16 protein-coding genes are annotated in these 13,335 nt (G+C 51.1%); 10 read left to right on the top strand and 6 right to left on the bottom strand.

All coding sequences use genetic code 11. The features are described from left to right. Positions 1-184 precede the first annotated feature (184 nt). A complete protein-coding gene (locus NSU14_RS07985) occupies positions 185-1,180 on the top strand; it encodes a pectinesterase family protein (protein ID WP_340944066.1) in 996 nt (331 codons plus the stop codon). Positions 1,181-1,324: 144 nt separating this feature from the next. Here NSU14_RS07985 and NSU14_RS07990 read toward each other — a convergent pair whose 3' ends face one another. Then, complete coding sequence (locus NSU14_RS07990) at positions 1,325-1,552, bottom strand: hypothetical protein (RefSeq protein ID WP_052421961.1); 228 nt, start codon at positions 1,550-1,552, stop codon at positions 1,325-1,327. Between the two features lie 258 nt (positions 1,553-1,810). Between NSU14_RS07990 and NSU14_RS07995 the strand changes: the two genes are divergently transcribed. The 4 genes from NSU14_RS07995 to NSU14_RS08010 all read left to right on the top strand — a co-directional run bounded on the left by NSU14_RS07995 (position 1,811) and on the right by NSU14_RS08010 (position 4,426). Next, positions 1,811-2,341, top strand: coding sequence for a hypothetical protein (locus NSU14_RS07995; protein WP_336102305.1), 531 nt, complete (start codon positions 1,811-1,813; stop codon positions 2,339-2,341). 35 nt (positions 2,342-2,376) lie between these two features. Beyond that, positions 2,377-2,889, top strand: a complete 513-nt coding sequence (locus NSU14_RS08000) for a GNAT family N-acetyltransferase (RefSeq protein WP_340944072.1) — start codon at positions 2,377-2,379, stop codon at positions 2,887-2,889. A gap of 131 nt (positions 2,890-3,020) precedes the next feature. After that, on the top strand, positions 3,021-4,148 hold the full coding sequence (locus NSU14_RS08005; RefSeq protein WP_340944074.1) for a hypothetical protein: 1,128 nt from the start codon (positions 3,021-3,023) through the stop codon (positions 4,146-4,148). Then, positions 4,145-4,426, top strand: coding sequence for a Dabb family protein (locus NSU14_RS08010; RefSeq protein WP_042138801.1), 282 nt, complete (start codon positions 4,145-4,147; stop codon positions 4,424-4,426). Before NSU14_RS08005 ends, NSU14_RS08010 begins: the two co-directional genes overlap by 4 nt. Positions 4,427-4,609: 183 nt before the next feature. On the opposite strand, the gene NSU14_RS08015 is transcribed toward NSU14_RS08010, so the two are convergent. The 3 genes from NSU14_RS08015 to NSU14_RS08025 all read right to left on the bottom strand — a co-directional run bounded on the left by NSU14_RS08015 (position 4,610) and on the right by NSU14_RS08025 (position 7,607). Then, a complete protein-coding gene (locus NSU14_RS08015; RefSeq protein WP_039295366.1) occupies positions 4,610-5,512 on the bottom strand; it encodes a manganese catalase family protein in 903 nt (300 codons plus the stop codon). An 86-nt stretch (positions 5,513-5,598) separates the two neighbouring features. Next, a complete protein-coding gene (locus NSU14_RS08020; RefSeq protein ID WP_340944077.1) occupies positions 5,599-6,957 on the bottom strand; it encodes a metallophosphoesterase in 1,359 nt (452 codons plus the stop codon). 89 nt (positions 6,958-7,046) lie between these two features. Further along, entirely contained in the window at positions 7,047-7,607 is a 561-nt protein-coding gene (locus NSU14_RS08025) for a hypothetical protein (protein WP_042138799.1), read from the bottom strand. A gap of 157 nt (positions 7,608-7,764) precedes the next feature. Here NSU14_RS08025 and NSU14_RS08030 point away from each other — a divergent pair, with 157 nt between their 5' ends. The 4 genes from NSU14_RS08030 (at position 7,765) to NSU14_RS08045 (ending at position 10,344) form a co-directional block, all read left to right on the top strand. Continuing rightward, positions 7,765-8,346 (top strand): TetR/AcrR family transcriptional regulator, encoded by a 582-nt coding sequence (locus NSU14_RS08030; protein WP_340944080.1) that lies wholly within the window; start codon positions 7,765-7,767, stop codon positions 8,344-8,346. Positions 8,347-8,503: 157 nt separating this feature from the next. Beyond that, entirely contained in the window at positions 8,504-9,169 is a 666-nt protein-coding gene (rnhA, locus tag NSU14_RS08035; protein WP_076245699.1) for a ribonuclease H, read from the top strand. Between the two features lie 70 nt (positions 9,170-9,239). Continuing rightward, entirely contained in the window at positions 9,240-9,908 is a 669-nt protein-coding gene (ung, locus tag NSU14_RS08040) for a uracil-DNA glycosylase (RefSeq protein WP_039295373.1), read from the top strand. 31 nt (positions 9,909-9,939) lie between these two features. Beyond that, positions 9,940-10,344, top strand: coding sequence for a hypothetical protein (locus NSU14_RS08045; protein WP_039295375.1), 405 nt, complete (start codon positions 9,940-9,942; stop codon positions 10,342-10,344). Between the two features lie 802 nt (positions 10,345-11,146). Here NSU14_RS08045 and NSU14_RS08050 read toward each other — a convergent pair. Then, complete coding sequence (locus NSU14_RS08050; RefSeq protein ID WP_336102307.1) at positions 11,147-12,286, bottom strand: AI-2E family transporter; 1,140 nt, start codon at positions 12,284-12,286, stop codon at positions 11,147-11,149. Positions 12,287-12,496: 210 nt separating this feature from the next. Here NSU14_RS08050 and NSU14_RS08055 point away from each other — a divergent pair, with 210 nt between their 5' ends. After that, complete coding sequence (locus NSU14_RS08055) at positions 12,497-12,970, top strand: general stress protein (protein WP_340944085.1); 474 nt, start codon at positions 12,497-12,499, stop codon at positions 12,968-12,970. A 13-nt stretch (positions 12,971-12,983) separates the two neighbouring features. Here NSU14_RS08055 and NSU14_RS08060 read toward each other — a convergent pair whose 3' ends face one another. Further along, on the bottom strand, positions 12,984-13,283 hold the full coding sequence (locus NSU14_RS08060) for a hypothetical protein (protein ID WP_042138795.1): 300 nt from the start codon (positions 13,281-13,283) through the stop codon (positions 12,984-12,986). Between the last annotated feature and the right edge of the window lie 52 nt (positions 13,284-13,335).

Raw genomic sequence — 13,335 nt, forward strand, 5'->3', positions numbered from 1 at the left:
ATCTCTCCGGGAAAATAGAATTGTTAACGATTTCAGTTTAGTGCTACAGCCGCGTCAAGTCAAGACTTTATTGAAATGCACACGTTAAAATTTTATCTGGAACATTGCTGCGGCCGGCGGTATAATTTACGTGTCAAGGACTGCCGGTTTGAACAGAACCTATTTCTTAAGGGGGACGATAGCAATGCTGGTGGGCAAGCGGGAATTTTGCGATTACCAGAGTATCCAGGCAGCGGTAGATGAACTTGAACGGGATCTGCTGGAAAAGCCGGTGACCCTGTATATTATGTCAGGTGTATATGAAGAGGAGGTAAGAATATACCGGTCCAATCTTAATATAGTGGGCATCGGGGAAGTGGTAATCACCATGAACAGACATGCCAAGGAGCCGGACGAGTCAGGAGAAGAGCAGGGAACCTTTGCTACACCGACACTGTTCCTCGGCGGCCGGAGGCTGATGCTTGAGAACCTGATTATTGCGAACACAGCAGGGCAAGGAAATGACATCGGGCAGGCTGTAGCGGTGTCGGCCCATTGTGATGAGACCCTATTTCGTAGCTGCAGCTTCAGGGGCCATCAGGATACACTATTCACCGGACCGTTGCCGCCGTATACCAAAGATGGGAAGGCCTTTGGAGGCGTTCCGCTTAAGGAGCAGCACGCCGTTTGCCGCCAGCTGTACACGAATTGTTATATCGAAGGAACGATTGATTTTATTTTTGGCGGAGCAGCAGCTTATTTCGAGCATTGTGAGATCCGCAGTCTGCGTCATTATAACGACGGGCCGGGTTACATCACAGCGGCATCCACGCCGCAGCATCAGGAGTATGGCTATCTGTTCAACGAGTGTTATTTTACGTCGGACCCGGGGGTTAGCGGTGTCTATCTGGGACGCCCGTGGCGCGGATACGCCAGAACGGATATTGTGAATTGCCGGCTGGGCGGGCATATTCATCCCTCCGGTTGGGACCCCTGGGGGAATCCCCGGAATATGCAGACGGCCATTTACCGGGAATACGGCATAGCCGGTGATGATCCGGTGCGTTTCAGGCGTGCAGCCTGGGCATTTATTCCGGAAGAGAAGGAAGCGGCGGCAGGCAAAGAGCGGTTTTTTACCGGGACGGATTTCTGGACAATGGGAGGCGTGGAGTCTTCTAAGCGCGGAAGCAGCATGAAATAAGTTGACTACCCGGAAGGCGATTCTGCGGCCTGCTATCAGGCAAAAGGCGTATACATGAGCAGGTCATGTATACACCTATTTTGAAATTCACTTCCCCCAGGCAGGAGAACTCCGGCCAGAAGGGGAAAGTACAGCATAGGCCTGTTAGCGGCGTGAGGCTTGATTGTGCTGGAATTTGGTAATATCACGGGCATAATGCGAGACAGTGCCGTCGAATCTTTTGAGCCGCACATATTCCTCGGAGAACTTCTCTACAATTCCGACTCCAACCTGGGAGTACATTCCATCGGGGTCAAGCTGCAAGGCGGACACGAAGGTCTGCGATAAAGCGGCAACCCAGAAATCAGCATTTTGGACAAGTGTCTGCGGCATAATCCCAGCCCCTTCCATGTGTAGTATAAATATAACGGTGCAGAATCTTAAACACTATTCTACGACAGACAGCGGATTTTGAAAATAGGATTTCCTTTCTGAAATAGTTGAAAATTTTCCCCTGGATTGTGCTTGAAGGCCGGACGAAGGATGAAGGTGGCTGTTCCCTCGTGAGTGTTGGGAGAAAGACGGTTTATACTACGCTGGCGGTACTGGTTATGGTGAACAATAAATATAGGAAATAAGGTGGAGGGCAGTATGGAAGCAGAAACGCGGCAAGCACGGGAGATATTCATCCGGTATCTGGGCAGCCCGGCCCAAATGCACCGTGAAGGTGCCCTTAAGCAGTACAAACAATATGGCATTGTCCGGGAAATGGAGCTTCAATGGTTTCAGGAGATGATCGCGGAAGGGTGCGGGCGCCTGTCGATCAGGGACTGGGAGGCTGTTGCCGAGCTTGAAGCCTTGTCCAAGAACTATCAGGACCCGGTCATTGTGGACAAGACAACTTCTTTCGCCTCCCGCAACCTGATGAGCGCAGACAGTATAGTCAGACTGATGTATGCCGAAGCTCTGGTAGAAATCATCCGCGCCCATAAAATGGTGATTAACCGCGAGCTGCTGTTCAGCGCCTGCCGGGTCGCCGTGCAGCTGCTTGAAAGTGTGGTAACACAGCCGCTGGTGACAGACCCCGGCCATGAGCTGCAGCAGCTCGGACTCAAGGACAAACGGGCGCTGAACAGCCGGGCGAAGAAAGGCATTGAAGAAGTGGAGCGCCTGATTAACTGACCGGCATAACCGTTATTATGGAAGGGGAAACTCAGATGCAGATAAGAACCGAGACAGCGCAGGATTATATTCAAGTATTTGAACTGAATGTCAAGGCGTTCGGGAACCGTGAAGATGAATCCAGGCTGATTGAGCGGATCAGAGCTTCGGAGGAGTTCGTGCCGGAGCTGTCCATTGTTGCCGAGCAGGATGGTGCTGTAGTTGGGCATATTTTATTAAGCCGTGCCAAGGTATTGGACGGGAATCATTCACAAGAAGTAATCGTACTTGCCCCCATCGCAGTCGATCCGCAGATGCAGCGTCAGGGAATTGGCGCAGCACTGATCCGCGAAGGCATAGAACGCAGCAGGCGGCTGGGTTATGAAATAATTCTGCTGATCGGGCACCCAGGCTATTATCCCCAATTCGGCTTCACGCCCGCACGCGCCTATGGCCTTGCGCTGACGCAATTCACTGTACCGGATGAGGTGTTTCAAGTTTATGGGCTGCAGGAAGGGGCGCTGGAGAAGGTGAAGGGCGAGCTGATCTATCCGGCGGCATTCTTTTGATACTTGAAGACCAATCAGCCTCACACAATACAATACATTACCGAACTTAACGTGACATAAGGCTGTCCAGTTTGTTATGTTACGCTGTTCTGACAAGTGATCTGAACACAATCAGCAGGAGGAATCATAGGATGGCGGAACCATTAAAAGCAATGTACAACAAGGAATTCCTGCGCAGCCTCGGCACTAAGATCCATGCCGTATACGGTTCGTTTGATGCGGAGGACTTCACCGCTGCGGCGATGAAAGAGCCTTGGGAGGAACTGGAGCTTAAGGCGCGGATGCGGCGGATCACGGAGACACTGGGGGCATTCCTGCCATCATGTTATGAAGAAGCATTAGATATTTTGTACGCCATCGATAAAGACTGTGTCGGATTTCCCTATCTGATCTTCCCTGATTTCGTCGAGGTGTTTGGCGGCAGGGAGGAGCACTGGGAGTTGTCCATGGCGGCGCTGGAACGGTTCACGCCGAAATCCTCGGCAGAGTTCGCCGTCAGGCCGTTCATGCTGCGGGACCCGCAGAGGATGATGATTCAGATGCTGGCCTGGGCAGAGCATCCGGATGAGCATGTGCGGCGTCTGGCCAGCGAAGGCAGCCGGCCCCGTCTCCCATGGGGCCAGGCGCTGCCGGTGTTCAAGCGCGATCCGTCCCCGGTGCTGCCGCTGCTGGAGAAGCTGAAGGCGGACCCGTCGCTCTATGTACGCAAGAGTGTCGCCAACAATCTGAACGATATCGCGAAGGATCATCCGGCCGTCGTCATTGAGACAGCCCGCCGCTGGAAAGGCAACAATGTGAATACGGACTGGATTGTGCGGCATGGCTGCCGCTCGCTGATCCGTAAGGCGGACCCTGAGATCATGGAGCTGTTTGGTTATGCTCCTGAAGCGGGCGGTGCTCCGCTGGTTGCCGCCGCTGTACTCGCTGTTCAACCGGCTGAGGTGCGGATCGGTGACCACTGCGAACTGCAGTATGCCCTCACGATCCGGGAAGGTGAACCGGTGCGTATCCGCATTGAATACGGGATAGACTTCGTGAAGGCAGGAGGAAAGACCTCCCGCAAGCTCTTTCTGTTGTCAGACAAAACCGTCCCCGGCGGTTCCAGACTGGCTGGTGTACGGACGCACCGCTGGGCCGACCTGACCACACGAAGGCATTATCCCGGACAACATACCGTGACGCTGCTGGTAAATGGCCGCGAAGCGGCAAGCACAACACTGCTTCTCGAACCTCAGAATGAAAGGGGAACGGTTCAATGATTACGAACAATCTGTTAATCAAGCTGAAGGATGGCAGCCCGGAGCGCATTGCTGAAGCCCGTGAAGTGCTTCTGGGCATGCGTGGTCAAATCGCGCATATCCATGAACTGAAGGTGGAGGTGGATGTCCGCAGCGGCGCTTACGATCTGATGCTGATTGTGCAATATGAGAGCATGGCGGATCTGGAAGCCTATCTGGTTCATCCGGTGCATGTCAGGGTTTCGGAATACATTACTGGTGTTCTGCAATCGGCAGCTTCCTTTTGTTACGAATCCTGATTCTCTAAATGTCAGAGATTCAGCGAATCTTGAGGTTTATGCGGATTATCCGCAACACCGCCTGCACCTTCCCGCACAACAAAGCGGATGTTCCGCAGCCTTTCACTCAGGGCTTCCGGAACATCCGCTTCTTTATTTCAGCCAGCTGTGTCCGCCGCATTATTTATGCGCAGACCCTAGCCGCTAATCCTTGATATTACCGGCCATCTTAAGCCGTTTGGCAATCTCCTTGAATTCCTCGGCCGAGATCCCCGGTGCGAATTCCTCCTTGGACTCAGGGGCCTCAGGAATCGGAACACCTTCAGGCACGCCCTGAATAACCTCAAGCGGAAGCCCGTCCTCTGGATGGGTGCCCTTCCAGATCTGGTCAATGGAGCTGAAATCCTTATCGCTCCAGGTGTACAGCTTCGTATGCACGCCTTTTTCTTCATACTTTCTGGCTTCATTGAACGATTTATTGTCCAGGGAAGGGATCGGCACAAGCTTGGTTACATTGACGCCTGTGGCAATCTCCAGTGCCTTGGCATAAGCGACCACATGAACGCCTCCACGGACAAGGAGGAAACCGACAACAGCACGCGCAGCCGGATGGTCGGTCATTTCGTAGACCTTCATTTTATGTGTTCTGGCCCCGCATTCCAGGAAGAAGTTATGCAGCAGATCTTCCACCAGGTTGCCGCTGTTGAACACATTGGCCCCGGTCCAGGGGTTACCCATCGAATCGAACGGCATGGCACCCTGGGCTCCGGCCAGGAAGTGATAGGACAGCCGGGCATCTTTTACAGCATCCAGTGGAGTAGAGTCCGGCTTCTTATAATCCGTGGAGCCTCTTAGACATTTGTTTACAGCATGAGAGACGAGTTCGACATGGCCTAACTCCTCTGCAGTAATGCTCATAACCAGATCGTAAAAGGGCTTCAGCTTCTCCTTGGAACGGAAGTTAAAGGACTGATACAGATAGTTGTTGAGTGTTGACATCTCACCAAATTTACCGCCAAGCAGTTCCTGTACAGCCGCAGCAGCATTCGGATCTGGTTTCTCGACGTCCGGGATTTCAATCATAATTTCATCCATGCGTTTGAACATTGGCTTGTCATCCTCCTTAGCGCTTCAGCAGTCTTGATATTGCTGTACAGCCCTAAATTAAACGCAATCCTTCATGCTCAAACACATCAACGGGCCGGAAGCTGTACATGCAGCTCATGATTGTTCTTCGTTTCCCGCGCAGCCATTCCCAGGACATAGCTTCTAGTCCCGCTGGCGGGGGCCTTCTGCCAGAGGCGGTAGCCTTCCGTGGCGATTACAGCTGCATTGTCAGTACTGGCGGTCCCTGCAAAATAAATCTCATTCAGCCGGCCGACCACATCCGCCATCGCATTCAGCTCGGCATCCGTGTAATTAGCATACGCTGTGTCCGCGGTCAAACGGGAATAACTGCGGGTCGCGGAGCGCTTGCGGAAATTCGCTTCACTGTAAGTGTTGAACTGCAGCAGATTCTGATCTGTGCTGCCCGATGCTGCGGCCCACAGCTCCATCCCTAATTTAGCTGTATTGTAATCCAGGGTCTGATTGGCGGCTGAATAGTTTAAGATGCCGTATTGATGCGGGAATACCGATAATGCACTGTCTGCGATGTCATAGATGCTGTTGCCGTCCTTCTGATATTCACTTATATCCTGAATATGAATGTGGCCGCTGAGTGTGGTATGGATATTATTGCGCAGCAGGGCGTCAATAACCTGCCCGTTATCATCGACAGTGAAGCCCTCCTGGATGAAGTCACTGTGATCCAGCAGGCTATGGTGCATGACCGCTACGATCTGCGCACCTTGTGCCGCAGCCATTTCACCACACGCATCAATCCATTTCAGTGTCGAAGCGCTCACCTTGCCCTCCAATTGTGGATTTCCCAGATCCTGATTATTTTTGTATTGTGCAGTATCGAGCATGAGCAGCCAAAGATCATCTGACGGGGCAGCCAGATAGCTCAGCGAGTCCTTATCCTCCAGCAGCGCTTCATCATAACCGAAGCTGCCGTAGATCTTGCGGAACTGTTTGGCGGTAACGGAATCTGCAGAATATTGGCGCTTACCCTTAAATTTACGGGCCCAGGGATTCTGGATATCGTGATTGCCGGGTATCACATATACCCGGGTCCCGGTCTCCTGTTCAATGTTCTTCAGATGTTTGGCCAGGTCCTTATGGCTGGCTTCTTCACCGTTGTTGCTGAGATCTCCGCTAATGATGACGGCATCGGGCTTGCGGATGCCAATGTCGTATCCGAGGGCTTCCATCATTTCGTTGCTGTATCCCAGCTGTTTACCATCCCCGGCAGCCAGAAACTGATTGAAGGCAGGCCCGAGATCCCTCAGGCTTTGCGATAAATAGTGTGTGTCGGTAGTCGTAAGAATACTAAGATCATGGCCGGACTGTATACGGTATTGCGGTGGATGTTTCTCTTCTTGCCCGCTGCAGGATGATGTGAGCAGCAGCAATAGGGAGAGTATGACGGACTTACGGACGGATAACATGGGTTCTGCACCTCTTTTCCTGGTAAAAACCGCAAAAAGGTGTCCCCGGCAAGATTGCCCTGAAGGGAACACCTCCTGTACAGAATAACTTATTTCTTGACTTCAGTCACACCGGTTACCTTACCTTGGTCAGCGGCCGTGTAGGTAGCCTGGTATTTGGCATCCGAGAAGTAGACATTGCCTTCAATGGTAGCATTCACAACGGCGAAGCCGTCAGCTTCTACGTAGACATCCCCGACAAAGGTGCCGCCCTGAATACGGGCATTTTCACTGCGGATTGTCATTTTTGGAGCGGTAAGTGTGAAGGAATTGGTGATGTTGTGATCTGCATCCTGGGTATAGAGCGCGATTTTGCGGGCCGGCTCTTCCTTATTGATGAACTGTCCGTCTACCACAAGCTCTTCCGTGAAGGTCAGGTCGTTCAGGACTGCGGCGATCCAGTGGCCGTCTTTGCTGATCGCCTTCTTGAAGGCTTCATTATTATCAACGACGGAGACCGATGTTACAGCATCCGGTGCTTCGGTGGCCGTGGCCGTATTGCCGTTATTTGCGGACGTGTTTGTATTTGCCGCATTGTTGTTTGCCGAGTTGCCGCATCCGACGAGCAGGGTCAGAGTGAATACGGCTGCTATTGCTGCGAGCTTTCTCATGTAAATAACCTCCTTGGGGTGTGTGTTGCTGCAGATTTGTTTTTCCTTTAAAATTAATATAGAATGATTAGTGCGGAATTAATGTGATTTAATTCACAATAGCATAATAATATTTACCGATCGTTCTATAAATGGTAAAATTGACCCAGAAAGGAGCATGATGATGGCGAGAAGCAAAGAATTCGACATTGATGACGTACTATTAAAGGCGATGAATATCTTCTGGCAGCAGGGCTATGAGAAAACCTCGATGCAGGATCTTGTAACCGGCATGGGGATTCACAAGAGAAGCATGTATGACACATTTGGAGACAAGCATACTTTATATATAAAAGCACTGGAGCGGTTCGCAGCCATCAACGCCTCCCGGATGGAGGGCCGTATCGAAAGCATTTCCTCGGCCAAAGCTGCAATCACCCTGCTGTTCGAAGCAACGATCCACAGGAGTGAAGACGAGCCCAAGGGCTGCCTGCTGGTGAATACCGCAGTGGAGCTGTCCAATCATGATCCGGAAGCAGCAACCAAAGCGAATGATGCTTTTCTGAATACCGAACATCTCATCGAACGGCTGATCCGGCACGGACAGGCTAGCGGAGAGATCTCCGGCCGGCATGAGGCCTCTGCGCTTGCTGCTTATCTGCACAATGCCCTCGTCGGGCTGCGGGTCATGGTCAAAGCCACCCGGGATATTGACAAGCTCCAGACTATCGTCAACACTACGCTTGCTGTACTGGAATAATGCGGCCTTAATAGTATGAACGCGCCTGCTGGGAATTATCCAATTTATATTTCGGCTCACAGCAGGCGCTGGGCTTATTTGCACTTCAATATCGCCGCGGTTTGGATTACAATATGATTTTGATGATTCATGAGGCGTGCAGGAAGGAGCTGTATTCATGGCTAAGCAGAAATACTATGTAGTGTGGGAAGGCAAGCAGCCGGGAGTGTACAGCACTTGGGCAGAATGCCAGGCGCAGACCGATCATTATACCGGAGCGAAATATAAGTCTTATGAGAGCAGAGCGGCAGCGGATACGGCTTATAAGGCGGGCTGGAAAGGCAACTGGGGAACAGGTGCGGCATCAAACGGCACGGGTGCCAAGAGTAAAACGGCAAACAGCTGGAGCCGCAGTGCCTCGGTAGAAACGTCGGAGGAGATTGATTATGACAGCATCTCTGTAGATGTCGGCACCCGCGGCAATCCCGGACCGGTAGAATACAAAGGCGTAGACACGCAGACCGGGGACATTATTTTTTCCTGCGGTCCAATCAGTAAGGGGACGAATAACCTTGGGGAATTTCTGGCGATAGTCCATGCGCTGGCTCTGCTTAAGAAGGAAGGCAGCAGCCGTACGGTCTATACCGACTCCGTGAATGCTATGAAGTGGGTGAAGCAGAAAAAGGTTGCTACTACCCTGCCCCGGGATGCTTCCACAGAGGAAATCTGGACGCTGATTGACCGGGCGGAGAGCTGGCTGCGCAGCCATACATATGAGAATAAGGTGCTGAAATGGCAGACTAAGGTATGGGGCGAGATCAAAGCAGATTACGGGCGCAAATAAATTCTGCGGGATCTGGTTAATAACAGGTAATGAATGAATACTACAGGGAAGCAAGCAGGAGGAGAACGGGATGTTCGGCAATGATTGGGATGAGGTTCTGCAGGAAGAAACGCATAAGCCCTATTTTGAAGAGCTGCGTTATGCGCTGGCACGTGAATATAAGCAATATACAGTCTATCCGCCAAAAGACAAGCTGTTCTCAGCGCTGAAGCTGACGCCTTACAGCAAGACCCGGGTGGTCATTCTGGGTCAGGACCCCTATCATGGGGCGGGACAGGCTCATGGCCTGAGTTTCTCGGTCGAGCCGGGAGTGCGGATTCCTCCGTCACTGCGCAATATTTATACCGAGCTGCATAATGATCTGGGCGTACCTGTGCCGAACCATGGTTCTCTGCTCCACTGGGCAGAAGAAGGGGTGCTGATGCTTAACGCAGTGCTGACCGTACGTGAAGGCCAGCCGAACTCGCATAAAGGCCTGGGCTGGGAGACGTTTACAGATGCTATTATGGAGAAGCTGAATGAACGGACAGAACCGATGGTGTTCATCCTGTGGGGCAGTCATGCCCAGCTCAAAGGGGCTTCGATTGACCGCAGCAGACATAAGGTTATTCAGTCTCCGCATCCAAGTCCGTTCTCGGCCCACCGCGGATTTCTCGGCAGCCATCCGTTCTCTCAGGCTAACTCCTATCTGGAGTCGCACGGGCTTACAGGAATCGATTGGTCCATACCGAATGTATAAGTAGCACGGACACAGCGAAGGGGGTGGAGCCATGAAGCATTGGGTAGGCAGACCGGTCATTATGTACTGCGGAGAAGAGCCATATACGATCATGAAAGGCGTGCTGCGCAGATGGGACCCTGCAGCTTCAGTAGCCGTAATCGGACATCAGGAGATTGCCGTCCCTTTTCGTGACATTGTGTTCATCAAGGCATTGGCTCCCAAGGAGAGGGCATTGCCCCCGGTCCTCCATTCCGTAGGGTACGTGATGAGGGAACGCCAGCAGTTTGACAACGCGGTATATTTCAAGTCGGCGGTCACAATCTGGAAAGGCGATCAGCTGGTTGCCCTCAATACGACCATAGTAGCGCACACCAAGGGTTCAGTTACGCTCCGCGACGGGCAGAACCTGCTGAAGGGCAATCACATTTTTGTAGTGCGCTCTCTGCGGGGCTGAGATAGCGGAACGGAAGGCTTCGGAAGGTTCAGCAAAACGGGCAAACCTCTTATTTAGAGATTTGCCCGTTTTTTTGTTTTTGTTATTTGGATCATATGATGTTTGACTGTTGTGGATAAGATCTGCGTAGCAGTTATGGATAAGATTCTTTGGAATTGTGGCAGATCCGTCTAAATTAATCCCTCTGATCCCGCCGAAGTGAGCGGAACGGGAAAATTAAAGGGATAAATCCCTCTGATCCCGCCGAAAGTGAGCGGAATGGGAAAATTAAAGGGATAAATCCCTCTGATCCCGCCGAAAGTGAGCGGAATGGGAAAATTAAAGGGATAAATCCCTCTGATCCCGCCGGATGCGGACCAAATGAGAAAATAGGAGCATTAGTGCTCTTGATTTCATCGGATGCGTTCCAAATGAGCAAATGAGGAGCATTAGTGCTCTTGATTTCATCGGATGCGGACCAATTGACCAAATGAAGAGCATTAGTGCTCTTGATTCCACCGGATGCGCCTCAAATGAACAAATGAGGAGCATTAGTGCTCTTGATTTCATAGGAGGCGCCCCAAATGAGCAAATGAAGGGCATTAGTGCTCTTGATTCTACCGGAGCTACCCCAGCGGTAGTCTGAGTGGAGCGATGTGTGGTTGCCTTATAAGCTTCATGGCCTGCATGAGCTTGTATTAGCTTGCACAGGCCCCATCGGCTCCAGCCGGACGCGCCCTTTGGGCGAATTCAGTCTTGAAATTTAACACTCAAAGCAGGTTTAACTCAACTACAACAGAACTACAACAGAACTACAACAGAATTAAAACTGCTCTTCCTTAACAATCTCAGCCTCAATCCCTGCCGGTGCTATAGGCCCGGGACCGCCCGGATCATCCTCACGCTCAGCGATAATGATTTCATAAATCCGCAGGAAGAGGATTTTGAGAATCATATATACAGGCAGCGCAATGAGCACACCGATAATGCCGAAGAAGTCGCCGCCTATCAGGACAAGCACAACGGTTGTCAGCGGATGTACATCCAGGGATTTACCATAGATAATCGGTGACAGCACATTGTCCTGAATCTGCTGGGCAACGACGATGATGATCAGAGACCAGAGTGCCATTGAAGGGGATTCAATGAATCCTACGATAATCACCGGAATCGCTGCCAGCAATGAGCCGACATAAGGAATGAAGTTAAGCGGAATGGAAATAACGGCTAGCAGTAGTGAATACGGCAGGCCGATAAACAGAAATCCGATGTAGAGCATGATGCCCAGCACCACATTCAGCAGGACGCGCGTAACAATGAAGCCGCTTAGCGCACTGTCGATATCCTTCAGCATATCCTGGCCTTCCTTGCGGTACTTTCTTGGAATCAGGCCTTGAAGAATCGGTGACAGCTTATATCCATCTTTCAGCATGTAATAGAGAATAATCGGCAGTGTAGCAATGACTACTACAATACTGGAGATGACACCGATCAGGTTGGACATGGAATTAGTCACCCAAGTGATGGCGCTATTTACGTACTCTGTAAGCCTTGTTGTTAAATCGGTATCGCCTTTGAAGAAACGTGAGAAGGACGGATCATTCTGGATTTTGTTGAACTGATTCTGCAGCCCCTCTACCAGATACGGCGTATTATCGATGAAATTCTGGATTTGTTCACGCAGGGTCGGCCAGACCAGCACCCAGAACAGTACGAACAAACCGATGAAGACGAGATAGATTAGGAGAATCGAGAGTGCACGTCCAAGTTTTTTGGTCTCCAGGAAGTTGACGAGCGGGCGGAGCAGATAATACATGAAGCCCGACAGCATCATTGGCACAAGCAGCAGATTAAAGATGGATACGAGCGGCGTAAATAGGAAAATAACTTTGGAACCCAGATACAGTATCGTCAAAAAGGCGATAATGGCCAGGCATGTCCGGAAATATTTGCTTTGAAGCACAGCAGCCCCCCCAATCTCTTGATTTATGTTTATGTATACGCATCAGGAGCAGCAGCGTTCTATCTTATTTTAAAAGACTGCTGTATATCATTTGCCTGATTCTATCTTTATAACCGAATTAGGAGAGAATGATTCACTAACGCAGAGACTTCCCGTCAGGTTCAAGCTGCAGGCAGAGTGGTAATATCGCAATAACAGGAGGGATGTTAGATGCCTACATTGGTACTCGGGATTTTTGGACATCGGAGCGATGCTGCACTGGCGATTGGGGAATTGAAAGAGAATGGAATCAAATCGAAGAATATATCTGCAGTCACGAAGCAGAAAAATACGCTGGAGATCATCACCCATGATACCGGAATTGGTGCTACGCAGAGCGGGGAAGGCAATGAGGGCTTGTTCGGTACAGCCCGCGGGTTAGGAGTGGGACTGGATATGCTGGCCGATACTGTTGTGGCTGCGGGTCCGGCTGCACGCAAACTGGCTGGAGCCGATATTGAAACGGATGGTCTTACTGTAAGTCTGATCGGTATTGGCATTCCGCAGGAGGATGCGGAGGCTTATGCCAGGCATGCCGAGCTGGAGCATATTATAGTCATTGTCTTCCTTGATGAGGAGGAGCAACGCGGGAAGGTGGACTCTATATTCGCCAAGCATCAGGTTCTCCCTTTGAAGATTTCATAAGCAAAAGAATATATCAACGCGGCCGGCGGGATTTTCGTCTGGCTGCTTTTTTTTTTCGTGATTGTACGAATAGAATGGGGTCCACTTCAAAGCCTGCCTGTCCTCCGGTTTCTTTGGTGACCTGTTTGGCTTTGACCAGGGAGAGAAAAGCAAAGATTTCACCTAATGCCCCAAAACCTGCGGCAATGATTGCATAGTCTTCGGCACTGAGTTCTTCCGCTTCTGCAGGGGAGGATTTGTCCGCACCTCCGCTAGTGTTATTGTTGTTACCGCCTGTATAGCCGGATCCATAATTATTATTGTTATAGGCCATCTCCTGTTCACCCGCTTTTCCCCATATGTAATATAAAATATGTCGCTGACCG

The organism is Paenibacillus sp. FSL R10-2771 (genome assembly GCF_038000205.1).
Taxonomy (GTDB): Bacteria; Bacillota; Bacilli; order Paenibacillales; family Paenibacillaceae; genus Paenibacillus_AQ; species Paenibacillus_AQ phytohabitans.

Coding starts and splice junctions, on each gene's coding strand:
- NSU14_RS07985 (WP_340944066.1), top strand. CDS start 185: ATGCTGGTGGGCAAGCGGGAATTTTGCGATTACCAGAGTATCCAGGCA.
- NSU14_RS07990 (WP_052421961.1), bottom strand. CDS start 1,552: ATGCCGCAGACACTTGTCCAAAATGCTGATTTCTGGGTTGCCGCTTTA.
- NSU14_RS07995 (WP_336102305.1), top strand. CDS start 1,811: ATGGAAGCAGAAACGCGGCAAGCACGGGAGATATTCATCCGGTATCTG.
- NSU14_RS08000 (WP_340944072.1), top strand. CDS start 2,377: ATGCAGATAAGAACCGAGACAGCGCAGGATTATATTCAAGTATTTGAA.
- NSU14_RS08005 (WP_340944074.1), top strand. CDS start 3,021: ATGGCGGAACCATTAAAAGCAATGTACAACAAGGAATTCCTGCGCAGC.
- NSU14_RS08010 (WP_042138801.1), top strand. CDS start 4,145: ATGATTACGAACAATCTGTTAATCAAGCTGAAGGATGGCAGCCCGGAG.
- NSU14_RS08015 (WP_039295366.1), bottom strand. CDS start 5,512: ATGTTCAAACGCATGGATGAAATTATGATTGAAATCCCGGACGTCGAG.
- NSU14_RS08020 (WP_340944077.1), bottom strand. CDS start 6,957: ATGTTATCCGTCCGTAAGTCCGTCATACTCTCCCTATTGCTGCTGCTC.
- NSU14_RS08025 (WP_042138799.1), bottom strand. CDS start 7,607: ATGAGAAAGCTCGCAGCAATAGCAGCCGTATTCACTCTGACCCTGCTC.
- NSU14_RS08030 (WP_340944080.1), top strand. CDS start 7,765: ATGATGATGGCGAGAAGCAAAGAATTCGACATTGATGACGTACTATTA.
- rnhA (WP_076245699.1), top strand. CDS start 8,504: ATGGCTAAGCAGAAATACTATGTAGTGTGGGAAGGCAAGCAGCCGGGA.
- ung (WP_039295373.1), top strand. CDS start 9,240: ATGTTCGGCAATGATTGGGATGAGGTTCTGCAGGAAGAAACGCATAAG.
- NSU14_RS08045 (WP_039295375.1), top strand. CDS start 9,940: ATGAAGCATTGGGTAGGCAGACCGGTCATTATGTACTGCGGAGAAGAG.
- NSU14_RS08055 (WP_340944085.1), top strand. CDS start 12,497: ATGCCTACATTGGTACTCGGGATTTTTGGACATCGGAGCGATGCTGCA.
- NSU14_RS08060 (WP_042138795.1), bottom strand. CDS start 13,283: ATGGCCTATAACAATAATAATTATGGATCCGGCTATACAGGCGGTAAC.